Raw genomic sequence first — 23,940 nt, forward strand, 5'->3', positions numbered from 1 at the left:
ACTTCCGCCGCTTCGCCACCCGATACGACAGGCGAACAGAACACTTCACAGGCTTCATCAAGCTCGCAGCAGCCATGATATGGATGCGATGAATGTCGATCGGTTCTAGCACGCAGGCAGCGGCTCATGCCGCTCGTCGATAGCAGTGACGATGTCCTCAAGCATATTGTCGACGAATCGCCATCCCCGGAGCGCGTGCTGCTGTCGCGTCAGGAGTTGGCGCTCTTGCAGGCAACTCTCAATCAAATCCCGGAGCGGCCGCGCGAGGTGTTCCTGGCACGCCTCGAAGGCAAGACATTCGCCGAGATTGGCCGAACCATGGGCATCTCGCCGCAATCGGCGTTCAGCCAGATGCTCAAGGTCATGATGCACCTCAAGGCGGCGCTTGATCGGACGCACGAATAATTTTCTGCGTGCGTGAGATATCTCGCTCTCCAAATCGTCTCCAGATAATAGGAGCGCTATAGTTCAGCCGGTCCTGGGTCGTGTCCCAGGCCTGCCAAAGGAGCGTGTCTGATGGGGCCGGATCCCAATTGGACCGACGACAACGACTTCGGCGGAAATCTCGATCCGATATCGCAGGAGGCCGTGACGTGGTTCGCGACCATTCATGCTGACGAGGTGGCCAAGGCTGATCAGGTCGCTTTCCGCGCCTGGCTGCGACGGGACGAGCGCCATCGCGCCGCCTATGCGGAGGTCGAACGTCTATGGTCGGGAGCCGCAGAACTTCCGATCGTCCAGGCGCGCCGTCGCGCAAGACAGATGGCCATCACGCGCCGGACCCTCGGCAAAGGCGTGCTCGCTGCCATGGTCGGTGGGGGCGGCTGGGTCGCCTACCGACAGCATCCATTCGCGGACTACCGCACCGGCACCGGCGAACGCCGGACGGTAACCCTCGCCGACAATTCGACCGTGGAAATGGCCGGCGCGACAGCCCTGTCTGCCGATTTCAGTTCGCACCTTCGCCTGGTCACCTTGCATCAAGGCGAGGCTTTCTTCTCGGTTGCGCCCGAGAAATCGCGTCCATTCGTGGTTGAGGCGGCTGCAGGCCGCACGATGGCTGTCGGAACCTCATTCAATGTGGACTATATCTCCGACGACGACGTGCGCGTTACTGTCGCCCGGCATGCTGTAAACATCCGCGTCGGCGCGGCAGACGCGCGGTTGGACGCAGGATCGCAGCTCACATACAACCGCGAGAGCATCGGCGTTCCTCAGAGTATCGACCCGGCCTCGGAGCTTGGCTGGCGCGACGGCCGCTTGATATTTCTTTCGCAGCCGTTCGGACGGGTCATCGCCTCACTCAATCGCTGGCGGCGGGGCAGGCTGATGGTAATGGGAGCGGCCTTGGCCGCTCGTCCAGTCACGCTGATCATAGACCTCGAGAAATCAGGGAATATTCTCGCCACCCTTGAGGAGGCCCTTCCGATCCAGGTCGTCAATGTGACCCCCTATCTGACCCTTGTATTCGATGCCTGACGCCGCTCAGAAAAAAAGTTCGCGCCCAATCGGATAATCGCAAGTCTGCTTCGTCTAACCCAGTGGGGACGTCGGCATCATGCCGGCGTTAATCTGATGACGGAGCGCGACGATGGCGGGGCGGACTATTTCGAGGGTCAAGGCGACCAGGCTGATGACTTTGCTTGGGTCGTCGTCGATCGCCGTCCTGCTGCTGTCAGCTCCATCCGCATTTGCGCAGACTGCGTCTGCACCCGCTGTGGACACCATGCAACGGTCGATCACTTTCGCGATCCCGTCGCAGTCCTTGGCGACCGGCATCGTGGCCTTCTCGCGCGCCGCCGGCGTCGATCTCGTATTCGATGGCGCGGTGCCGAGCGGAGCGCGCACGCCGGGCGTCTCGGGCACACTCACCGTGCGCGAGGGCGTCAACCGATTGCTGGCCGGCACCGGACTGACCGCGCGGCTCACTGGCGCCCGCACGGTCCAGATCGTCAATCCTTCATCGGCTAGCGTTGGCGCGATGCCGGCCGGTGCGGTTGCGCTCGACACGATCGACGTGCAGGGCGAGAACCCATTGGGCCCCGTTAACGGGTATGTTGCCAATCAGAGCATGACCGGCACCAAGACCAACACCCCGATCATCGAGACGCCGCAGTCCATATCGGTGATCGGTAGGGAGCAGATTCGGGATCAGAACATCAACGCCAAGTTCGACGAAACGCTGCGCTACACGGCCGGTGTTTTCGGGGGTACGGCCGGCAGCGATCCGCGCAACGACTGGTTTCAAATTCGCGGATTCCAGGTGCAGGAACAAAGCACGTTTCTGGACAGTTTGCAGCTGACGTCCATGTCTTTCGCTACCTGGAAAATCCAGCCGTTCGGTCTGGATCGCGTTGAGGTTCTGCGCGGCCCCTCAGCCATCCTTTACGGCGGGTCCGGCCCTGGCGGCATCGTGAACGCCGTCAGCAGGTTCGCTGGTGAAGAGCCCACTCACTATATCGAGGCCGGCGTCAACAATTTCGGCAATGCCTACACCCAGTTCGATGTCGGTGGTCCTCTAAATGCAGGAAACGACGGAAAACTCTTTTATCGGATCGTCGGTCAGATCCGCGGCGGAGGCACGCAGGTCAACTTCATCAACGACGATAATTATTTCCTCCAGCCGTCGCTGACATGGATGCCGGATATCGATACGCGACTGACGATCTACGCTCAGGCGTCACACAACGTGACGCGCGGTCTGAACTTCCTTCCCTATGAAGGTACGGTGGTGAACGCTCCATTCGGTCGGATACCTACCAATCTCTTCGCCAGCGAACCAAGCATGGATACGCAACGCCGCGATCAGGCGATGGTCGGCTATCAGTTTGAGAAGCATCTGTCGGAAAACGTGACGTTCCGTCAGAATGCCCGTTATGGGTATGTGGACCTTTATAACGCGACGATGTTCGGAGGTGGATACTTAACCACGCCCGCCGCCGCAGATCTCTATCGAGATAGTTTTCTGGTGCGCAGCAAAGCGAGCCAGGCCAATATGGACAGTCAGCTCGAATCTCGATTCGAAACCGGCCCGGTGTCTCATAAGGTTCTCGGCGGGTTCAACGTGAAGCGCTTCACCCTTGATGATATGCAGGGTATTGAAGAGGGCTTGCCCATAAATCTGGTCAATCCTGTCTACACTCCGACCGCACCATTTAGCGGTGCGCCATATCGCGATGCGCATGTAACTCAGAACCAGGTCGCACTCTATCTTCAGGATCAGATCAAGTTCGATCGCTTGACGCTCGTCCTGTCGGGCCGCAACGATTGGGTTGGCACAATCGATAACGATCTTGCCAGGTCGTATCAGACCCGAGAGGACAGCAAGTTTTCCGGTCGCGGTGGCATTATTTATAATTTTGACTTCGGCCTGGCTCCTTACGCTTCGTATGCAACCAGTTACAATCCGATCATCGGCATCAATGGCGCCACCGGAAATATCCTCCTGCCGCAAACGGCCGTGCAATCTGAAGTTGGATTGAAATATCAACCGACGGGGCTTAACGCACGTTTCGGTGTGGCGCTATTCGATCTGAAACGCCAAAACGCGCTGACGACCGATCCGAACAACCCGCAACTGCAGATTCAAAACGGCGAGGTCACGTCCCGCGGCCTGGAACTGGAGGCCGTTGCCAACATCACGCGCGATTTCAAGATCACGGCCAGCTATACCAATTTCAATTTCTTTGTGAGCAGGGACCTGGACGCATCGCTGATTGGAACAGTGCCGGTCAGCACTCCGCGTGAACTCGCGTCGCTGTGGACTGACTACACCTTCCGCGAAGGAGCGCTAAGCGGCTTTGGCTTGGGAGGCGGCGTCCGATACGTCGGATCGTCTTTTGCGAATACTGCGAATACCCTTACCGTGCCAGCCGTGGTCCTTGGTGATCTGGCGGTTCATTATGAATGGGGGGATAACTGGCGGGCCGCAGTTAACTTCATCAACGTCGCCGACACGATCTATGTCGCGACATGCTCGAGTTCGGATTCGTGCTTCTACGGCGACCGGCGCCGCATCACGGGAAGCCTCTCGTACAAGTGGTAGCAGGCAGACGACCACCAGAAGCTGGACCTTTTGTCCGAAAAACCGGCAGCAGGCCACGAGAGTCCTTCACCGCTTCACGGAAACGGTGAGGCTCCATCTTTTGATCTGAGGCGTTTTCATCACGCGAACCGGTATCTCGGGGTCAAGCCCGAGGACATGCTTCGCTCGAAACGCTATAACACCAGCCGAGAGTGAAGGTTTCCGATGATTACCGTTCCACAGCGGGCGACGGGTTGATCGCGCGTTTGACCCACTGACCAAGGACATATGACACCACGAATATGGCCGTAGCGATCAACGCGATCGTTAAATCCGCGGCCTCGTCTTTAAGCGCCTTGGCCAGAATGTAGACGCCGGCGAGCCCGACTCCAAAGACAGCTAGCGAGGCGACTTCGGCAATAAATTTCCGGGTCAATTTTGTTTCCATGGGGATAGACTCTGGATTTGTGAGAACAATGCGGAATTGCCATCGCGCAGGGTCATGAGCCGATCGGGCTCCCCAATATAGAGCCTTTCCGCTCCTTACGGAATCAGAAGCAGAGCTCTATGAGTTGATTTGGCGCGTTTTCTTCATGCGAACCGGTAACCACTTCGCTCGAAAACGCTATAGAACATCACCGATGAAATATCGACGCCATTCTGGTTCGTAATCTCAAATAGCAATGAGATGAGTTGAGCCTGGCATGGCAGGTTCGCCTGCATCTATTCGTTTGATCGACGCCGTAATTCTTGATTGCCGGTCCGCTTACCTCTCATCCCCGGCGAAGCCATAAGTCCGACTCATTGCAGCCGATGGTAGCGGATGGCAAACTCCAGGCCAGCAGCAATGTTGATTCCGCTTGGTCGCGCGTTCAAATCCGATGGCGGGAGAGGAGAGCTGAATGGCCGGACTGTATTTCGAGCAGTTTTCCGTCGGGCAGAGGTTCGTTCACGAAATTCGGCGAACCGTCACCGACATGGACAATGTTCTGTTTTCCTCGCTCACCTGCAATCCGGCTGCGGTGCACATTGATCACGAATATGCCAAATCGACTGAATTCGGTAAACCTCTGATCAATTCCATCTTTACGCTGGGTCTCATCATTGGCCTTTCAGTGCAGGACACAACTCTCGGAACCACGGTCGCAAACCTCGGTATGGAGGAAACCAGGTTTCCGCGTCCGGTATTCGCGGGCGATACGTTGCGCGCGGAATCGAAAGTGGCTTCGGTTCGCGCCAGCAAGTCGCGTCCAACGCAGGGTATCGTCACGTTCGAGCATCGCGGATACAATCAGCGAGATGAGGAGGTGGTGTTTTGCCGCCGCAACGCGCTGATGATGCGGAGGCCGGCATGAAGTGGCGCTCGCTTCTTTTCGTCCCGGCCGACAGCGATCGCAAGTTGGCGCGGGCCAACACCTGCGGCGCGGATGCGCTTGTCCTTGATCTGGAAGACTCTGTCGCGCCCGGCCGCAAGGCGGTCGCGCGTGACGCAGTGAAGAGCTTTCTCGGTGCGACTGCTCGAGATTGGACGTTTCTGGTGCGGATCAACGCGCTCGGAACGGGCCTGACGCTGGCTGATCTTGCGGCTGTCGTCCGCCCCGGGCTGGACGGCATCCTGATTCCGAAGGTCAACGGCATTCAAGACGTCGAGCAGATCTCGCACTATGTCGATGTTCTGGAGGTGGCCGCGGGCATTCCGCCAGGGCATGTGAAGCTGCTGGCTATCGCCACCGAGACGCCGGCTGCGATGCTTGGCTTTGCCAGCTACGTCAGGCGGAATCCAGGTGCGAGCGCAAGGCTTGCGGCCATGACATGGGGCGCTGAAGATCTCAGCACCGCGCTTGGCGCGCTGACCAATAAAGAGCCGAACGGCGATTGGACATCTCCTTATCAGATTGCACGTGCCCAATGCCTTTTTGCGGCTAACGCGGTCGGCGTTCTTGCACTTGATACGCTGTACAGTGATTTCAAGGATCAGGCGGGCCTCGCCGAGAGTTGCCGTGTCGCCCGCCGCGACGGATTCGTCGGGCGACTTGCGATCCATCCGGACCAGGTTGCCACGATCAACGCCTGCTTCACTCCATCCGAAGCCGATCTGGCGCACGCCCGCCGCGTCGTCGCTGCCTTCGCCAGTCAACCTGATGCCGGCGCGGTGGGTATCGAAGGCAAGATGTATGACATTCCGCACCTGATCGCGGCGAAGCGGGCATTGGCCTCGGTCGGCGAGGCCGTCGACGATCCAAGCGTCAAGACTTGCAATCGTATTTGACGGTGTCTCTTCTAGCTTATCTGGAATGCTGACGCCGGGATGGTTGCAGCATCAAAGATTGGCGTCGGTAATGGCGGCGTACACCATGGTGCGAAGCTCTCGGCGGATCGGATACGCGCTCGAGGGTATCACCTGCGTCATGAAGATAGTGATCAGGTCTTCCGCTGGGTCGATCCAGAACGAGGTCGTTGCAGCGCCGCCCCAGGCGTATTCACCGGGGCTGCCGGCTATTAGCGTCTTTGCCGGGTCCATGGTGACGGAGAAGCCGAGGCCGAAGCCGATGCCGGCGTAGGTCGCTTCCGCAAACATCGATCGTGACATGTCCGGCAGATCGCGGTTGCCGGGCAGGTGATTGGTCGTCATCAGCGCCAGCGTTTTCGGCCCGATCAGCCTGACGCCGCCGTTGAGCAGCGCCTGGCAGAACGTGAGATAGTCGGCAGCCGTCGAGCACAGGCCGCCGCCTCCCGAGATGAAGCTGGGCAGCGAGAGAAAAGGGCTCTTGGCGGGATCATCCTGCAACGTCAGTCCGCTCTTCGCATCCGGCGAATGAGCCGACATCATGCCGCCGACCGTCGCATTGTAGCAGGCCGCGAGCCGTTGCGCCTTGTCAGCCGGCACGAAGAAGTCGGTGTCGGCCATTCCTAACGGATCAAAAATGCGCTCTTTCAGGAATTGTTCGAAGGAAATGCCGCTGATCTTGCCCACGAGGTAGCCGATCACGTCCGTGGAGACCGAGTAATTCCAGGCTTCGCCCGGCGAGAATTCCAGCGGAATGTCGGCAAGGCTTGCGATCATCGAATCAAGCGTGCCCGCAGGGTCGAGCGTGCCGATCTGCTTGTCGCGATACGCCGCGTCGACGTTGGTTCGCTGCTGGAAACCGTAAGTCAGCCCGGATGTATGACGGAGCAAGTCAATGATCTGCATGGGCCGCGTCGGCGGTTTGGTCATGAAGGCAGGCGCGGTGCCCGCCTGAAACACGCCAAGGTTCTTCCACTCGGGAATATACTTGTGAACCGGCTCGTCGAGCGCAACGAGGCCTTGCTCCACCAGCATCATGAAGGCGACCGACGTGATCGGCTTGGTCATGGAATAGATGCGGAAGATGGTGTCGTCCTTCAGCGCCACCCGGCGTTCGAGATCGGCAAAGCCCTGCACAGAATTGTGCACGAGGTTGCCGCGGCGATACACCATCAGCTGTGTGCCCGGAAACCGGCCGGCATCGATATATCGCCGCTTCAGATGGTCATCGATGCGCTGGAGCGCGGCGCCGGACATCCCTGAAGCTTCGGGAGAGCCGGGATTGAGGGCTGTCATCTGGGATTACTCCGGGGCAGGGGGCAAATTGGATAGCTCACGGCGTTCTACGGACGCAATGTGTCGCATTACCCGATCGTTTGCGAACCGCGGATCCGTGAGGAGTGGCAATCTGCGGCAGGTTCGTGCAAGAAAACGGCGCGGAGCGAAGCTCGCGGCAGAAAGATAACACTTGGGAGGCGATATGACGGACGTTCAGATCATTCCAAGCTGGTCGGTTTGACGAATGGTAGAAGCACCGATTCTGATCGTCGGCGCCGGCCATGCCGGCTTTCAATTAGCGGCGTCGTTGCGTCAGGCCGGGTACGAGGGACCCGTCAGCCTCATCAATGACGAGCCGCATCTGCCCTATCAGCGGCCTCCGCTCTCGAAAGCCTATCTGAAAGGCGGCGGTGGTCCTGATACGGTGATGTTCAGGCCGGAGAAATTCTATCACGATCAGCGCATTGAGCTGATTTCCGATCGCGTCGTCGCCATCGACCGCAGCGCACTTCAACTCGTCTGCGCCTCCGGTGCTTCCCGCGCTTACAAGCACCTTGTACTGGCAACGGGCGCGCGCAACCGCCTGCTCGACATCCCCAACGCCGGTCTGAAGGATGTCCTCTATCTCCGATCGCTCGACGAAAGCGAGATGCTGCGGCAGCTCTTTCCTACCAGGCAGCGAGTGGTGGTTGTCGGGGCGGGCTTTATCGGTCTCGAATTCGCGGCGACCGCGCGGGCGAAGGGCCTCGAGGTCGATGTCGTGGAGCTTGCGCCTCGCGTGATGGCGCGTGCGGTCACGTCGGAGATTTCGGAGTTCTTTCAGCGCCGCCACAGCGAGGCAGGGATTCGGATTCATTTCGGAGTGCAGGCGACGAGCATCACCAGCAACGAAGGTCGTGTGACAGGCGTTACCCTGAGCGACGGCAGGCCGATCGCAGCCGATCTCGTGGTCGTCGGCGTCGGCGTTTTGCCCAACGTCGAATTGGCGGCAGAGGCTGATCTTCCGGTGGCCTCCGGCATCATTGTCGATGAGCACCTGCTCACGGCCGATCCTAATATTTCAGCGATCGGCGATTGTGCGTTGTTTAAGAGCGTGCGCTTTGGTGCGCCGCTGCGGCTCGAATCCGTGCAGAATGCGGCCGATCAGGCTCGCTGCGTGGCGGCGCGGCTGACGGGTGATATGAAAAGCTATGACGGATTCCCGTGGTTCTGGAGCGATCAGGGGCCTGACAAGCTGCAGATCGCGGGCCTGACGACCGGCTACGATCAAGTCGTCGTGCGTGGCGACGCCGGGCAGGGGTCATTCTCCGCCTTCTGTTACAAGAACGGTCGCCTGATCGGAATCGAATCGGTCAATCGCGCCTCGGATCACGTCTTCGGCCGCCGCTTTCTGGCTGTGAACGGTTCGATCCCGCCGGAGCAGGCTGCCGATCCTGCTTTCGATCTGAAGCGGGCGCTTGCGTGAAATTCTGCCGACAATGGGGACATCGCCTGTCCCATGACAGGCTCGATAACCGGAGTGTCTATTGAACCATCGCACCATTCATCGAGCGGCAGTGATACTTTTATACGGCCTATATCTGGGTGGCGGATGTTATCGTTTGGTGGCGTGGCTATACTGTTCACAATCATGAAGTCATAGCAGACGGCAACTCGTCTCTCGGCGAGGCATATCCCGCAAATCAAAGGCCTGGGCACAGTCGCGAACCAGGATCACGAAGGAGAGAACGATGACGGTTTACGCCGGCCCGGTCTTCGACATGGCGGTTCAGCAGTTCGGAGTCATCGCCAATCATCTCTCCATCCCGATGGACGAGCGAGAGCGTATCCTGATGCCGAAGCGGGCCATCACGATTTCCTGCCCGGTTCATCGCGATGACGGATCGATTGCGGTCTTCGAGGGATACCGCGTGCAGCATCATCTCACGCTAGGTCCGACAAAGGGCGGAACGCGCTTTGCGCCGTGCGTGGATATCGGCGAGGTAGCGGCACTCGCCATCTGGATGAGTTGGAAATGCGCGCTGGTCGGATTGCCTTATGGCGGAGCCAAAGGCGGCGTCAGGGTCGATCCCCAATCGATCTCAATCCGCGAATTGGAAGGGCTATCGCGCCGTTACATGCAGGAGATGATTCCGTTCGTCGGGCCGCACACCGATGTAATGGCCCCGGACATGGGCACTAATGAGCAGGTGATGGCTTGGTTCATGGATACCTACTCCATGTATCAGGGCCGCACCGTCACGGAGATCGTCACCGGAAAGCCCGTAAGCTCGGGCGGCACGCTGGGGCGTCGCGAGGCTACGGGCCGCGGCGTCGCCCATCTCACCCGCCGCGTCATGAACGAACTCGGCATCGCGTTCGGTAGTGCGACCGCCGTCGTTCAGGGCTTTGGCAACGTTGGATCCCATGCGGCTCTCGAGCTTTACAACTCGGGCGTCAAAATCATCGCGGTGAGCGATCACACCGGTGCGCTTTATGACAGGAAGGGTCTGGATATTCCCGCGCTACTGCGCCACGCCGGGACGCATGGAAGTATCGCAGGATATTCCAATCAGCTTCAGTACGATCCCGCGGCGATCCTGACGCTACCGTGTGATGTGCTCGTTCCCGCCGCGGTGGAACGCGTGATTGATGCACATATCGCCGAGAACCTGAAATGCCGCGTTTTGGCCGAGGGCGCCAACGGGCCAACGACGCCTGAAGCGGATCTGATCCTGGAGACGCGTCAGCATGAGATTTTTCTGATTCCCGACATCCTCTGCAATTCCGGTGGCGTGGTGGTGAGCTATTTCGAATGGGTTCAGGATCTACAGCAACTGTTTTGGGAAGAAGACGAGGTGACGCGCCGCGAATATCAGATCCTGGATCGCGCCTTCGGGCAGATGGTCGATCGTGCGAAAAAGGACAATATCTCGCATCGCACCGCGGCAATGGCGCTCGGCGTAGAGAAAGTGCGGGCTGCGAAGGCAACGCGGGGACTTTTTCCGTAAACCTCTGACCGGACAGCCGCATCTACAGTTCTCCGGTATCGGGGGACCAAGCCCCTCGATCATTTTCGTTTTAATTGAAATGATGCGATGCAACATTTCTCTTGACTAAGATAGAGTGAGTGCTTACTCACGTCCCATGAGCAATCTGCGAATGACCAGCGATGTACGGCGGGAGTTGATCCTGAGCGCTGCGAAACGGTGTTTCGCGCATAACGGGTTCGCCGGTACGACAACCAAGAGCGTTGCGACCGCCGCCTCGATTTCCGAGGCGTTACTGTTCAAACACTTTCCCACCAAGGCCGCGCTCTATGCCGAAATTCTGGCTGAAGCCTGCCAGGCCGATCCGGCGCTGCATCGCTTGCTTGATCGCGAGCCTTCAACCGAGACGCTCGTCATTCTTATCCGCGGCATGGTCAAGCACTTCCTGAATGCCTCGGCTTCGCCGGATCAACAGGAGGCGCAGCGTCTGCGTCTCATGGTTTCAAGTCAGCTTGACGATGGTGAATTTGCCCGATTGCTATACAAAAAAATCCGAGACCTGATTGGCCAAGCTTTCACGGCCTCACTTGAGCGCGCGATTGCCGCCGGGGATGCGGTGCCGGTCGGGCGCGAGCCGCTCAATCTGTTTTGGTTTGCGCATCATACCGTTCTCATGATGGTTCTAACTGACCTTCCCTCCGTTCCAACCCTGTCATACGGCAGCGGACCCGACCTGGAGCGGCAGATTTGTGAGTTCATTCTTCGAGGGGTTGGTCTGAATGCAGCGGCAATTGCCTTGCATCTGGACCGGGAAGCTGTATTCAACGCCGCCCAAACGTCGGCCGCAGAAAGTGCATGACATGACGGTAAGAAGGGAAGGCAATACCGGCGACAAGACCATCGCACCGCCGCGTGAACTGGACGAGAAGCCTCGCACGCGCCCGGTGCGCATGATGCGCTGGTTTGTCATTGTAGGCGTACTGCTCGCGTTGCTCGTCGGCGGGTTGGTCGGATTCAACGCGTTCCGCGCGCACATGATCGCGCAGTTCTTCGCCAACAACAAGCCGCCGGCGGTGACGATCAGTGCGGTCGAGGCGAAGTCCGAGGTGCTGCCGAACCTGCAGCGTGCGGTCGGCAGTCTGGCCGCGGTGCATCAGGTCAACGTCACCTCCGACGTCAGCGGCCGTATCACCGACATCCTGTTCACCGCCGGCAGTCGCGTCACCAAGGGCACGCCGCTGGTGCAACTGTTCGACAAGCCGGAGCAAGGCGATCTGGCCAATTACAAGGCCCAGGCGACGGTGGCCAGGCTCGCGCTGGATCGGGCGAAGCAACTCGCTGCACGTCAGGTCGGCGCACAGGTAACGGTGGACACGACGCAGGCCGCGTTCGACCAGGCCAATGCCGGCATAGCCAAGACCGAGGCGATCATTTCGCAGAAGCTGGTGCGCGCGCCGTTCGATGGCGTGCTCGGCGTGCGTCAGGTGGAGGTAGGACAATTCCTCACTGCCGGCACACAGGTCGTGTCGCTGACCGATCTGTCGACGCTGTTTGCGAACTTCACCGTCACTGAAAAGGAAAGTGGACGGCTTTCCGTCGGCCAGACGGTGCGGGTGTCGGTCGATGCCTATCCGGGCAAAAAGTTCGAGGGCAGGATCACGACCATCGAGCCTCAGATAGCCACCGAAACCCGCAACATCCGTGTCCAGGCCACTATCGCCAACCCCGACGACATCCTTAAACCCGGCATGTTTGCCGATGTCATCGTGGTGCTGCCGGAGAAGCCGCCGGTTATCACGGTCGCGGAAACCGCAGTCGAGTACACCCTGTATGGCGACTCCGTCTATCTCATCAAGGAGAAGAAGGAGGATGACGGCAAGACCAGCTTGACTGTCGAACGCACCTTCGTGCGCACCGGCGATCGGATCGATGGCCGCGCTGTCATTGAGAAAGGGCTGCAGCCGGGCGACAAGGTCGCTGCGGTCGGCCAGCTCAAGCTGCAGTCGGGCGCCGCGGTCGAGATTTCGAAGGATCCGCTGCCGCAGATTCCGGAGAAACCGCCGCTGAACTGATTTCAGAAACGGGTCCGCCAAGGCGGCCCCGCATCGATTGAACGTCTCGCGGTTGTGCTTCGATCCACGGAGCGGCCACGCGTCAACGGAGCGCCTGCATGGCATTCACGGACATCTTCATCAAGCGGCCGGTATTGTCGGTCGTCGTCAGCCTGCTGATCCTGCTGATCGGCATGGCGGCGGCCTACAATTTGCCGGTCCGGCAGTATCCGAAGCTGTCCAACACCGTGATCACCGTCACCACGGCGTATCCGGGCGCGTCGCCGGATTTGATGCAAGGTTTTATCACCACGCCGATCGAGCAGGCGGTCGCGTCGGCCGAGGGCGTCGACTACATCACCTCGTCCTCGACCCAGAGCCAGAGCCAAATCAAGGTCTACGTCAAACTGAACTTTGATCCGAATGCGGCGCTCACTGAGGTTTTGTCGAAGGTCAATTCGGTGAGATACCTGATCCCGAAGGAAGCCAACGACCCGGTGATTTTGAAGTCCACCGGTGAAACTACGGCGGTGATGTATATCGGCTTCTCGAGCGACGAACTCTCTGGTTCGGCTATCTCCGATTACTTGACGCGCGTGGTGCAGCCGATCCTTTCGACCGTGGACGGCGTGGCTTCGGCCGACATCCTCGGCGGCCAGACCTTCGCGATGCGGGTGTGGCTCGATCCGATAAAGATGGCCGGACGCAATGTGACCACCACGGAAGTCGCCCTCGCGATCGCCGCTAACAACTTCCAGGCGGCGGCGGGGCAGACTAAAGGCTACTATACGATCTCCAACGTTTCGACCAATACCGACCTGCAAAGCGTCGAGCAGTTCAAGCGCATGACGGTGAAGGCCAAGGACGGCGGCTTTGTGCGCATGGAAGACATCGCCCAGGTGGAGCTTGCGGCGCAAAGCACGAACGCCAGCGTTGCTTTCAGCGGACAGCGCGCGATCTTTATCGGCGTGCAGGCAACCCCGCAGGGCAACCCGCTGAATATCGTCTCCGGAGTGCGGGCGCTGTTTCCGGACATCGAGCGGAATCTTCCTCCCTCGATGAAGATGAAAGTGGCTTACGACTCGACCAAGTTCATTACCTCCTCGATCCATGAAGTGCAGAACACGCTGATCGAGGCGGTTCTCATCGTTATCGTCGTGATCTTCCTGTTTCTCGCCTCGCTGCGTTCGGTCATCATTCCGGTGGTAACGATCCCGCTGTCGCTGATCGGCGTCTGCGCACTGATGATGGTGGCGGGATTCAGCTTCAACCTGTTGACGCTGCTGGCGATGGTGCTTGCGATCGGCCTCGTGGTCGATGACGCCATCGTGGTGGTGGAAAACATCCACCGCCATCTCGAGGAGGGCAAGACGGCGGTTCAGGCGTCCTTGCAGGGCGCGCGCGAAATCGTCGGCCCGGTCATCTCGATGACGATCACGCTGGCCGCGGTGTATGCGCCGATCGGCTTCCTCGGCGGTCTCACCGGCGCGCTGTTTCGCGAATTCGCTTTCACCCTGGCGGGGGCGGTGATCGTCTCCGGCGTCATCGCGCTGACACTGTCGCCGATGATGTGCTCGGTGCTGCTCAAGCACGGCGGGCAGGGGTGGTTCGCCACCAAGGTCGACAGGATATTCAGCTCGGTTACCGATTGGTACGGCCGGAAGCTGGATCGCGCGCTCGACTACCGGCCGGTGACGGCGCTATTCGCGGTGACGATCCTCGGGCTGGTCGGCTTTCTCTACATGAACACCTCGACGGAGCTGGCGCCCGAAGAGGATCAGGGCATCGTGTTCGCGGTCATCAAGGCGCCGAAATACGCCAACATCGACTACATGGATTTTTACGGTAACAAGCTCGATAAGGCATATGCGGAGTTTCCCGAGACCGACCTGCGCTTCGTGATCAACGGCACCAACGGCATCAACGATGGCATCGCCGGCATGTTGTTGAAACCGTGGGACGAACGCAAGCGCTCCGCAATGACCATCAAGCCGCTGGTGCAGGCTGAAATCAGCAAGGTTGAGGGCGTGAACGCTTTCGCCTTCAACCGGCCGCCGCTGCCGGGCGGTCCGGGCGGTCTGCCGGTCCAGATGGTGCTCTACAGCACATCCAGCTTCCAGACGGTCTATGAGGAGATGATTAAACTCAAGGAGGCGGCGAAGAAGAGTGGCCTCTTCATCGTCAGCGATAGCGACCTCGACTACAACCAGCCGGTAGTGCGCGTCGCTATCGATCGGACCAAGGCGAACGACCTCGGCGTCACCATGCAGCAGCTCGGCGGGACGCTGGCGACGTTGCTCGGCGGCAACTATGTGAACCGGTTCAACCTCCAGGGGCGCTCCTATCAGGTGATCCCGCAGGTGCCGCGCGGCGAGCGCCTGTCGCCGCAATCCCTCGATGGGTATTACGTGCCGGGAGCCGGCGGCCAGCAGATTCCGCTGTCCACGCTGGTCTCGATCAAGACTGAAACCGATCCCAATGCGCTGACCCACTACAACCAGCTGAATGCGGCGACCTTCCAGGCCGTGCCGATGCCGGGCGTGACGGTGGGCAAGGCCGTGGAGTTCCTCGAACAGCAGGCGAAAAACCTGCCGAAGGGATTCAGTCACGATTATCTCGCCGACGCACGACAATACGTCACGGAAGGCAATCAGCTCGCGATTGCCTTCGGCTTCGCACTCATCATCATCTTCCTGGTGCTGGCGGCGCAGTTCGAAAGCCTGCGTGATCCGCTCGTCATCATGATTAGCGTGCCGATGGCGATTTTGGGTGCGCTGATTCCGTTGTTCTTCGGTATCGCGACGATCAACATCTATACTCAGGTAGGCCTGCTGACGCTGATCGGCCTAATCAGCAAGCACGGCATCCTGATGGTCGAATTCGCCAACGAGCTTCAGCTCAACGAGAAGCTCAGCAAACGGTTGGCCATCGAGAAAGCGGCGCGGGTCAGGCTGCGTCCGATTTTGATGACGACCGCGGCGATGGTTACAGGTCTGCTGCCGCTGCTGACGGCGTCGGGAGCGGGCGCGGCGAGCCGGTTCTCGATTGGCCTTGTCGTCGTGGCCGGCATGATGATCGGAACGCTGTTCACCCTGTTCGTGCTTCCGGCTGTCTATGTCGCGATCGCGACCGATCATCTTAGCGGCACCAAGTCTGAACGTCGCAGGCAGATCGCTGAATTCGACATGGAGTCGAACGCCCTGCGACCGACGTGAGGATCGAAAATGTATCAGCGGTCATGATTTGCCGCGTTCACCGTGTCAGTCCCATCATCCCCGGCTCTTTGCATGTTCGCGAGGTCGGAGAACCACTGGCCACAACCGGGCGGTTTGCGCACCTGAACTTCAATACTTAAGTCTGAAGGACAACGTTCGGCAAAGCCGTGCGATTTTTGCGTTCGGAGAGCCGCGTGGCGCTAATCAAATCCGATGTTCTGGTCTTGGGTGCGGGAATTGTCGGCGTTTCCGCGGCGCTGCATCTTCAGAAGCGCGGGCGCGATGTCATCCTTGTCGACCGGCATGAAAGGGCCGGCGAGGAGACGAGCTACGGAAACGCTGGCTTGATCGAATGCGCGTCGGTTTTCCCGTACGTGTTTCCTTACGATCTGCGGCAGGTTCTGCGCTACGCGCTGAACCGGTTTCCCGAGGCGCATTATCGGTTTCGCGATCTGCCTGCTTTTTTGCCGTGGTTGATTCGTTATATTTTTGCATCCTCGCCTGAACGCGCGTTCCGCAGCGCAATGGCGGCGTTACCGCTGATTCAGCGCAGCCTTGTCGAGCATGAAACTCTGATCGCAGAAGCAGGCGTGCCCCAGCTTCTGCGCCGGACCGGCTGGATCAAGCTGTTCCGCTCGAACGCGACGCTGGACAAGGGCATCGCGGACCTCGAGCGCGTTCGTCGGTATGGCGTCGAAGGAGATGTTCTCGATGCCAAGGGGATCGCCGCACGCGAGCCGAATTTGTCGGGAACGTTCGCCGGTGCGATTCACTGGCCGGCGCCGGGCTTTATCCCGGATCCGGGCGCGCTGACGAAAGCCTATGCGGCGTTGTTCATGCGCCGAGGCGGCCGTTTTGTTGCGGCCGACGCGCGTACGCTGACGCAAAGTCAGGCGGCATGGCGCATCGAGGGCCCGAACGGAGCGCTGATGGGGCGCGAGGCCGTGATTGCCCTGGGGCCGTGGTCGGATGATGTCTTCCGCGGATTCGGCTACAACATGCCGCTCGGCATCAAGCGCGGTTATCACCTGCATCTGGCGCCGCGCGGCAATGCGGTGCTCAATCGTCCTGTTCTCGATTCGGATCTCGGCTATCTGTTGGCGCCGATGAATCAGGGCATCCGCCTGACGACCGGTGCGGAGTTCGCGCGGCGCGACGCTCCTCCGACCCCGGTGCAGATTGAACGGGCGCTGCCTCTGGCGCGCGAGTTGTTTCCCCTGGGTGAGGCGATCGATGCGACGCCCTGGATGGGGAGACGTCCGTGTATGCCTGATATGCTGCCGGTGATTGGAAAGGCGGCCCGCCATGCCGGATTGTGGTTCAATTTTGGACACCAGCATCACGGTCTGACCCTGGGTCCGGCAACAGGCCGGCTGCTGGCCGAAATGATGACGGGTGCCGCGCCGTTTGCAGACCCGAGACCGTTTGCCGCGGAACGCTTTCGCTGAATATTGGTCTGCGCCGCCGCACCGTTGCCGTGATGACTTGCGCCACAGGCGTCTCCATAGCGATACTGCGCCGCGTCGGCACATCTAAGGAGCGCTCCATGAAGGTGAATATAGAGTTCGAGTGTACACCCCTTGAGGCCCGTCAGTTTTTGGGGCTTCCGGACGTCCAGCCGATGCAGAATGCCGTGATGGACCAGCTTCAGCAAAAGATGGCGGAAAACATCGACAAGTTCTCGCCCGAAGCAATCATGCAAAACTGGTTTGATCCCAAGATGGCGGAGCGCTTCCAGGATATGTTCGTTAATATGTCGGGACTCGGGGCCGTACGGACAAAAGATAAAAAGTAGAGAAGCTTATCGCATTGGTTTCATTATAATATCGACTGTTGCGACTTCCGCACGCGCCACCATGCCGGGTGAGCATCCTCTCAGTTCGCCGGTCGGACTTAAGATCTGGCCGCTCATCTTTTGTGCATCGAACGGCCAGCATTTCTTGCATCGCAGCACGAAAATTGCGACTGAAGAACCGACTTTTCAGGAGCAGCGCGATGTCCAGTCTGATGCCGTTACCTCGTGCAGGTCAGCCGGAGTCTGACGCCGCCGTCCTTGATGCAAGGCTGCGCGACGATATCCGGCTGCTCGGGCGCATTCTCGGCGATACCGTGCGCGATCAGGAAGGACCGGATGTGTTCGATCTTGTCGAACACATCCGGCAGACTTCGATTCGTTTTCACCGCGATGACGATAAGCCCGCGCGGCGCGAACTGGAAGCCATCCTCGACGGCATGTCGACGGAGGAGACAGTCCTCGTCGTCCGCGCCTTCAGCTATTTTTCGCATCTTGCTAACATCGCCGAAGATCAGAACAATATTCGCCAGATGCGCAGTCAGACCCTTGCAGGCGGGGAGCCGCACCAAGGTCGGCTGTCGCACACGCTTGCTTGCGCCCGTGAGGCCGGGTTCAGCGGGGAGGAATTGCGAGCCTTTTTCGACAGCGCTGTGGTCAGTCCGGTGCTAACCGCTCATCCGACCGAGGTTCGCCGTAAGAGCACCATCGATCGCGAGATGGAGGTCGCGGCGCTGCTCGACCGGCGCGAACGGATGCAGCTCACTCCAGACGAATACGAGGCTAGTGAAGAACAGCTGCGCCGCGCGGTGCTGACCCTGTGGCACACCAATCTTTTGCGGCGAACCAAACTGACGGTGCTCGACGAAGTTGCTAACGGCCTGTCGTTCTACGACTATACGTTCCTGCGCGAGGTGCCGCGGCTGCACTGCATCCTGGAAGATCGTTTGCAGGATCCCTCCGACGGCAGCGCCACGAACGAGATTGCGTCGTTCCTGCGGATTGGAAGCTGGATCGGCGGTGATCGCGACGGCAATCCCTTCGTGACGGCGGACGTTATGCGCGGCACTCTCCAACGGCAGGCCTCGCGGATATTGCGTTATTATCTTGATGAACTGCACGAACTTGGCCGCGAGCTGTCGCTGGCCGCAGATCTCACGGATGTCTCGCCGGAACTACGCGTGCTGGCCGAACGAACGGCCGACACGTCGCCGCATCGCCGCGGCGAACCCTACCGCCTCGCGGTGTCCGGCATCTACGCGCGGCTTTCGGCCACGGCCATAAAACTGAAAGCGGACACGCTGCGCCCGCCGTATGGCGCGGCTCCGCCCTATGCGAGCGCCGCCGAATTTAGTGCTGATCTTGACGTTCTCCACCGCTCACTGACCGAAAATAACTCGGAGGTGATCGCGCGCGGGCGGCTGCGTTATTTGCGCCGTGCAGCCGACTGTTTCGGTTTCCATCTCGCCTGTCTCGACTTGCGGCAGAATTCCACCGTTCATGAACGAACGATTGCCGAACTACTCGATGCCGCCACGCCGGGCACGTCCTATCTGACCCTGGACGAGGAGGCCCGCATCGTCGTGCTTCTGCGAGAACTGCGCAGCGCGCGCCCGTTGACGTCCCCGTTCATCACATACAGCGACGAGACGCTGGGCGAGCTCGCGGTGTTTCATGCCGCCGCAGAGGCGCACAAGACGCTCGGCCCCGATGCGATCCCTCAATGCATCGTCTCGATGACCAAGGGCGTTTCCGACCTGCTCGAAGTCGCGCTGCTGCTTAAGGAATCCGACCTCGTCGACCCCGCGGGACATAGCGCCATCAACATCGTGCCATTGTTCGAGACCATCGAGGATTTGCAGGCCTGTGCCGGCATCATGGACCGGTTGCTATCGCTGCCGGTGTATCGCGCGCTGGTCGACAGCCGGGGTGGCTTGCAGGAGGTGATGCTCGGCTATTCCGACAGCAACAAGGACGGCGGCTTCGTCACGTCGGGTTGGGAGCTTTACAAGGCAGAGATCGGCCTGGTCGATGTGTTCGAGCGCCACGATGTGCGGCTTCGCCTGTTTCACGGCCGCGGTGGATCGGTCGGCCGCGGTGGCGGGCCGAGCTACGACGCCATCCTCGCGCAACCCGGTGGTGCAGTGAACGGCCAGATCAGGATCACTGAACAAGGGGAAATTATCTCCAGCAAGTATTCCAACGCCGAGGTGGGCCGCAACAATCTGGAGATCCTCGCCGCTGCAACGCTGGAGGCCAGCCTGTTGCAGCCGCGGCAGAGCGCACCGAGCCTTGAATACCTCGACGCGATGGAGTCACTTTCATCGCGTGCCTACACGGCTTACCGCAACCTCGTCTACGAGACGCCGGGTTTCGAGGACTATTTCTGGGCCTCCACCGTCATCAACGAGATCTCCACGCTGAACATCGGCAGCCGGCCGGCGTCGCGCAAGAAGACGCGCAAGATCGAGGACCTTAGGGCGATTCCGTGGGTATTCAGTTGGGCGCAATGCCGTGTGATGCTGCCGGGCTGGTACGGGTTCGGCAGCGCGATGGAGTCGTGGATAGCGGATCATCCCGACAAAGGCATGGCATTTCTGCAAGAGCTTTACGGAGAGTGGCCGTTCTTCCGCATGTTGCTCTCCAACATGGACATGGTGCTCGCGAAAAGCTCGATCGCGATCGCGTCGCGTTATGCCGATCTGGTGCCAGACGTGGAACTTCGCGAGGCTATCTTCGGACGCATCCGACGTGAGTGGCATCTCACCATCGACATGCTGCTCGCCATCACGGGGCAGGAGCGGTTGCTCGCCGGTAATCCGTTGCTCGAGCGCTCGATCCGCAACCGCTTCCCGTATCTCGATCCGCTCAATCATGTGCAGGTCGAACTCTTGAAGGACCACCGCGCGCAGTGTGGGGATGAGCAGGTGCTGCGAGGTATCCAGATCACCATCAACGGACTTTCCGCAGGCCTGCGCAATAGCGGCTAAGACACCATCCATCTATCCGTCTGCGAGTTTCGCATGTCAAATCACCCGACTCTGGCGACGCTCGCCGCCGATCTCGCGGCGGGCCGCACCACGGCACGCAAGCTGGTCGACGATTGCCTTGCGAAGATCGCCGACGAAGCGGGCGAGGGCGCGCGCGTGTTCATCCACATTGATGCGGACGGTGCAGTAGCTTCCGCCGAGGCCATGGACAGACTGCGCAGAGTCAATGCCGAGCCGTCGCCGTTCGCCGGCATTCCGGTATCGATAAAGGACTTGTTCGATATCAAGGGACAGGTGTCGCGTGCCGGCTCGCGCGCGCTCGACGATGCGCCGCCGGCGGCGAACGATGCGCCGGTGGTGGCGCGTCTGCGCCGCGCCGGCTTCGTGGTGATCGGGCGCACCAACATGACCGAGTTCGCCTATTCGGGTCTGGGCATCAATCCGCACTACGGCACGCCGAAGAACTGCTGGCGGCGCGACGTCGGCTATGTGCCGGGCGGATCGTCGTCAGGTGCGGCGGTATCGGTCACTGATGGCATGGCGCATGGCGCGCTCGGCACCGATACCGGCGGTTCTTGCCGGATCCCGGCGGCTTATGGCGGCATCGTCGGCTACAAGCCGACCGCGCGCCGGATTCCGCTCGATGGCGGTATCCCACTGTCGGTCACGCTGGACAGCTACGGCCCGATCGCGCGCTCGGTCGGCTGCTGCGCCGTATTGGACGCGGTGCTGGCGGCCGAACCCATCGCGCCGGTCGAGCCTCGCCCGATCAAGGGGATGCGGCTCGGGGTGCCGACCACGGTGATGCTGGATGATCTTGATTCCGCGGTTGCGCGGGCTTTCGAGCGTGCTCTGGACCGACTGGCCGGGGCCGGCGCCGCGATTGAACGCATTGCCGTTCCCGAATTCGCCGAGATCGCGGCGCTGAACGTCGGGGGCGGGTTCTCGGCGGCGGAAAGCTGGGCCTGGCACCGCGCTCTGATCGCGGAAAAGGCCGAGCTCTACGATCCACGCGTCCTCAGCCGCATCCTTCGCGGCGAAAGCCTCAGCGCCGCGGATTATGTCGATCTGCTCCGTATCCGCCGCGCGATCATCGCAGGCTTCGAGCGCCGCGTCACACCCTACGACGCGCTGATCGCGCCGACGGTAGCGATCACGCCGCCGATGATCGCCGATCTCACCCACGACGCGGCTTACACGAAAGCTAACATGCTATCGCTGCGCAATTGCGCGCTGATCAATACCCTCGATGGCTGCGCGATCTCGCTGCCCTGTCATCGCGAGGGCGATGCGCCGGTGGGGTTGATGCTGGCCGCAGCCGGTGGCTCGGATCGCCGGATTTTCGACCTTGCTGCGGGTATCGAGAAGATCGTTCGCGCCTAAACCACTCTGTCTCGTTCCCGCAAAACGCGGAACGCATTTTCGCGGATATCGCAGACCCTGGCTGGCATGGTCGGTAAGCCAGTCTTGGCCTTTTCAGCTTCGTCACATTGTTGAAGAAATTGTCGCTCACGTTTCGTGCAGCGCATTCCGTTAGCTCCACCTGGAACCATTGCGAGCTCCAAGAGTTAGTGAGGGTTCTTGCTTGATGCGCATTTGCAGGACGGGGAGATGCGCGGGGAAGGTGCGATGAGGGGCGTGAGTCAGTATGGCAATCGGCGCATTCTTTGCGTTTTCCCCCGCTACACGTCCTCGTTTGGGACATTTGAACACGCCTATCCGCTGACCGGTGGTGTCCAGGCCTTTATGCCGCCGCAGGGGCTTCTGCTGATCGCCGCCTATCTCCCCGCCGACTGGAAAGTCCGTTTCATCGACGAGAATATTCGCTTTGCCACGAATGAGGATTTCGAGTGGGCCGAAGCGGTGTTCGTCAGCGGCATGCACATCCAGCGCCAGCAGATGAACGATATTTGCCGCCGGGCCCACGCCTTCAATCTGCCGGTCGCGCTCGGTGGCCCGTCGGTCAGCGCCTGTCCCGACTACTATCCAACCTTCGACTACCTTCACGTCGGTGAACTTGGCGATGCCACGGACGATCTGATTGAACGACTGGCGCGAGATCCGTCACGGCCCGGGAGTCAGGTCGTCCTCAAAACCGCCGATCGGCTGGACATGGATAAATTTCCCATTCCCGCTTACGAACTGGCGGACATCAAGCGTTACTTCCTGGGAAGCATCCAGTATTCCAGCGGCTGCCCGTATCAGTGCGAATTCTGCGACATTCCCGGCCTGTATGGCCGCAATCCGCGTCTCAAACGTCCCGAGCAGATCACGCGCGAACTCGACAAGCTGCTGGAATGCGGCATCACCGGGTCAGTCTATTTCGTCGACGACAATTTTATCGGTAACCGGAAGGCCGCGCTGGATCTTTTGCCGCACCTGATCGAATGGCAAAAGAAGACCGGTTTCGTGCTGCGTTTCTCCTGCGAGGCGACGCTGAACATCGCCAAACGCCCGGAGATACTTTCGCAAATGCGTGAAGCATTCTTCGCCACGATCTTCTGCGGCATCGAGACGCCGGATCCCGTCGCGCTAAAGGCGATGCACAAGGATCACAACATGATGGTCCCCATCATGGAGGCCATCCAGACGCTGAACGACTACGGCATGGAGGTAGTGTCCGGAATTATCCTCGGACTCGATACCGACAAGCCCGAAACCGGACAGCATTTGCTGGATTTCATCGATCACTCCCAGATACCGCTGTTGACCATCAATCTCCTGCAGGCGCTGCCGAAGACGCCGCTGTGGGACCGTCTGAAACGCGAGAATCGCCTGATCGAGGACGAGGGCCGCGATTCCAACATCGATTTCCGGTTGCCTTACGACCATGTCGTGGCGACATGGCGTGATTGCATGGGGCGCGCGTACGAACCTGAAAAGCTTCTGGAGCGCTACGAGTACCAGATCCGCGAAACCTATCCGAAGCGAATCCAGCCGCGCACGCCGCAGCAGAGGTCATGGCGGAATATCAAGCTCGGTCTGACCATGCTTCGCAACATTTTCTGGAAGGTCGGCGTGCGCGGCGATTACAGGCGCGTGTTCTGGAAATTCGCGCTACGCAGGCTGGCTCGCGGCGAGATCGAATATCTCATCAGCTCGGTACTGGTTGCTCATCACCTCATCATGTTTGCGCGCTCGGCCTCTCGCGGCAAAACCAATGCCTCCTATTATTCTTTGAAACTGCGGGAAGCCGCGGTTCCCGCGGAATAAGCGACAGCGATCGCGCCGACCCCGCAGGCTGACAGCTCGAGCGTTCAGCAGGCCACCGAACGCTTCCCCGGTCTAAGGCGATGCCTGCGATGGCCACAGCGCTCGCTTGGAAGGCCCGCCC

The 23,940-nt window shown here is 60.0% G+C and carries 17 protein-coding genes; 15 read left to right on the forward strand and 2 right to left on the reverse strand.

Going from position 1 to position 23,940, the window contains the following annotated elements:
• Positions 1–126 precede the first annotated feature (126 nt).
• From GGQ85_RS05955 to GGQ85_RS05965, 3 genes are all read left to right on the forward strand, one after another.
• On the forward strand, positions 127–405 hold the full coding sequence (locus GGQ85_RS05955; RefSeq protein WP_309773770.1) for an RNA polymerase sigma factor: 279 nt from the start codon (positions 127–129) through the stop codon (positions 403–405).
• Between the two features lie 111 nt (positions 406–516).
• Positions 517–1,479 (forward strand): FecR family protein, encoded by a 963-nt coding sequence (locus GGQ85_RS05960; RefSeq protein WP_309773771.1) that lies wholly within the window; start codon positions 517–519, stop codon positions 1,477–1,479.
• 112 nt (positions 1,480–1,591) lie between these two features.
• Complete coding sequence (locus tag GGQ85_RS05965) at positions 1,592–4,045, forward strand: TonB-dependent siderophore receptor (protein WP_309773772.1); 2,454 nt, start codon at positions 1,592–1,594, stop codon at positions 4,043–4,045.
• A 208-nt stretch (positions 4,046–4,253) separates the two neighbouring features.
• Here the strand turns inward: GGQ85_RS05965 and GGQ85_RS05970 are convergent, their stop codons facing one another.
• Positions 4,254–4,460, reverse strand: coding sequence for a hypothetical protein (locus GGQ85_RS05970; RefSeq protein ID WP_139372897.1), 207 nt, complete (start codon positions 4,458–4,460; stop codon positions 4,254–4,256).
• A 466-nt stretch (positions 4,461–4,926) separates the two neighbouring features.
• Here GGQ85_RS05970 and GGQ85_RS05975 point away from each other — a divergent pair, with 466 nt between their 5' ends.
• The gene (locus tag GGQ85_RS05975) at positions 4,927–5,379 is read left to right on the forward strand and encodes a MaoC family dehydratase (RefSeq protein ID WP_079447316.1); all 453 of its coding nucleotides are present in this window, start codon (positions 4,927–4,929) and stop codon (positions 5,377–5,379) included.
• Positions 5,376–6,293, forward strand: a complete 918-nt coding sequence (locus GGQ85_RS05980; RefSeq protein ID WP_309773773.1) for an HpcH/HpaI aldolase/citrate lyase family protein — start codon at positions 5,376–5,378, stop codon at positions 6,291–6,293. Before GGQ85_RS05975 ends, GGQ85_RS05980 begins: the two co-directional genes overlap by 4 nt.
• Before the next feature lie 51 nt (positions 6,294–6,344).
• Here the strand turns inward: GGQ85_RS05980 and GGQ85_RS05985 are convergent, their stop codons facing one another.
• Positions 6,345–7,607, reverse strand: coding sequence for a serine hydrolase domain-containing protein (locus GGQ85_RS05985; RefSeq protein WP_309773775.1), 1,263 nt, complete (start codon positions 7,605–7,607; stop codon positions 6,345–6,347).
• Between the two features lie 226 nt (positions 7,608–7,833).
• Here GGQ85_RS05985 and GGQ85_RS05990 point away from each other — a divergent pair, with 226 nt between their 5' ends.
• The 10 genes from GGQ85_RS05990 (at position 7,834) to GGQ85_RS06035 (ending at position 23,819) form a co-directional block, all read left to right on the forward strand.
• On the forward strand, positions 7,834–9,054 hold the full coding sequence (locus tag GGQ85_RS05990) for an NAD(P)/FAD-dependent oxidoreductase (protein WP_309773776.1): 1,221 nt from the start codon (positions 7,834–7,836) through the stop codon (positions 9,052–9,054).
• A 265-nt stretch (positions 9,055–9,319) separates the two neighbouring features.
• Positions 9,320–10,579: a Glu/Leu/Phe/Val family dehydrogenase gene (locus GGQ85_RS05995; RefSeq protein ID WP_079447312.1), complete on the forward strand. Its 1,260-nt coding sequence runs from the start codon at positions 9,320–9,322 to the stop codon at positions 10,577–10,579.
• A 136-nt stretch (positions 10,580–10,715) separates the two neighbouring features.
• A complete protein-coding gene (locus GGQ85_RS06000) occupies positions 10,716–11,417 on the forward strand; it encodes a TetR/AcrR family transcriptional regulator (protein ID WP_309773777.1) in 702 nt (233 codons plus the stop codon).
• A 1-nt stretch (position 11,418) separates the two neighbouring features.
• Positions 11,419–12,630 carry an efflux RND transporter periplasmic adaptor subunit gene (locus GGQ85_RS06005; RefSeq protein WP_079447310.1) on the forward strand — a complete coding sequence of 404 codons (1,212 nt, stop codon included), beginning with the start codon at positions 11,419–11,421 and terminating at the stop codon, positions 12,628–12,630.
• Between the two features lie 98 nt (positions 12,631–12,728).
• Complete coding sequence (locus GGQ85_RS06010; protein WP_079447309.1) at positions 12,729–15,824, forward strand: multidrug efflux RND transporter permease subunit; 3,096 nt, start codon at positions 12,729–12,731, stop codon at positions 15,822–15,824.
• Positions 15,825–16,018: 194 nt separating this feature from the next.
• Positions 16,019–17,272 (forward strand): NAD(P)/FAD-dependent oxidoreductase, encoded by a 1,254-nt coding sequence (locus tag GGQ85_RS06015; protein ID WP_309773778.1) that lies wholly within the window; start codon positions 16,019–16,021, stop codon positions 17,270–17,272.
• 98 nt (positions 17,273–17,370) lie between these two features.
• Positions 17,371–17,619 (forward strand): DUF6489 family protein, encoded by a 249-nt coding sequence (locus GGQ85_RS06020; protein ID WP_079447350.1) that lies wholly within the window; start codon positions 17,371–17,373, stop codon positions 17,617–17,619.
• A gap of 200 nt (positions 17,620–17,819) precedes the next feature.
• Positions 17,820–20,606 carry a phosphoenolpyruvate carboxylase gene (ppc, locus tag GGQ85_RS06025; protein ID WP_079447307.1) on the forward strand — a complete coding sequence of 929 codons (2,787 nt, stop codon included), beginning with the start codon at positions 17,820–17,822 and terminating at the stop codon, positions 20,604–20,606.
• Positions 20,607–20,639: 33 nt separating this feature from the next.
• Positions 20,640–21,989, forward strand: coding sequence for an amidase (locus GGQ85_RS06030; RefSeq protein ID WP_309773779.1), 1,350 nt, complete (start codon positions 20,640–20,642; stop codon positions 21,987–21,989).
• 246 nt (positions 21,990–22,235) lie between these two features.
• A complete protein-coding gene (locus GGQ85_RS06035) occupies positions 22,236–23,819 on the forward strand; it encodes a B12-binding domain-containing radical SAM protein (protein ID WP_309773780.1) in 1,584 nt (527 codons plus the stop codon).
• The last annotated feature ends 121 nt before the right edge of the window (positions 23,820–23,940 follow it).

The organism is Nitrobacter vulgaris, from assembly GCF_031453995.1.
In the GTDB taxonomy this organism is placed as follows: domain Bacteria; phylum Pseudomonadota; class Alphaproteobacteria; order Rhizobiales; family Xanthobacteraceae; genus Nitrobacter; species Nitrobacter vulgaris.